General features: G+C 70.4%; 1 protein-coding gene. It reads left to right on the forward strand.

Features of this window, described 5'->3' with window-relative positions:
- Positions 1 to 186: 186 nt before the first annotated feature.
- Positions 187 to 888: hypothetical protein (locus EAO77_RS36505; RefSeq protein ID WP_187283580.1), on the forward strand; the 702-nt coding region annotated here is incomplete at its 3' end.

Genomic DNA, 888 nt, shown 5'->3' on the forward strand with positions numbered 1-888 from the left:
TGGAGGTGTTGTCGCCGACCTGGACGTTCGGGACGGCGGTGAGGATGCGGCGCGCGGCGTCCAGGAGGACGTCGACGGCGCCGTCGAAGAGCAGGACGACGAACGAGAACACGGCGACGGCGGCGACGGCCTTGAGCCAGTTGGCCATGCCGTGCCACCCCCTTCCGAACAAGGAGCAGTCACCCCTTGGCACCCAACGACCCCACCCCGGCCGCCGACAACGACCGCCCGGCGGCGACGACGCAGCAGAAGAAGGAGCCCCGCCTCGCCGAAGCCCGTGCCTGGTGGAACGAAGCGTGGGACGACGGAGGCGTCTTTCACGAGATGTGGGAAGACGTACGGCGCGCACCCGAGGCCGGATGGCACGGCATGGCCAACTGGCTCAAGGCCGTCGCCGCCGTCGCCGTGTTCTCGTTCGTCGTCCTGCTCTTCGACGGCGCCGTCGACGTCCTCCTGGACGCCGCGCGCCGCATCCTCACCGCCGTCCCGAACGTCCAGGTCGGCGACAACACCTCCACCGGCGTGTGGGCCACGATCGACAACCCCGTCCGCTCCTACATCGCCGCCCACTCCGCCGGCCTGCCTATCAGCGCCTCCACCGTCTACACCCTGTGGCAGGTCACCGGCCTGTTCTCCCTGATCGCCGGGTTCATCACCCGCAGCAACGGGATCCGCCTCACCTGGTCGTGCTGGGGGTTCGCGGGCATCGCGATGGTCTGGACGACCACTCCGGACGCCTCGCGCACCGTCGCCACCGCCATTGCCGCCCTCGCGTGGACGGTTGCTTCGGCCTTCGCGATGCGCGGGCTGAACCTGCGCCCGCGCGTGTTCGCGCACGTCACCACCGGCGCCCCGCAGGTCACCGTCCAGCCCCAGATCCACATCCCC

Source organism: Streptomyces sp. T39 (assembly GCF_008042045.1).
GTDB lineage: Bacteria > Actinomycetota > Actinomycetes > Streptomycetales > Streptomycetaceae > Streptomyces.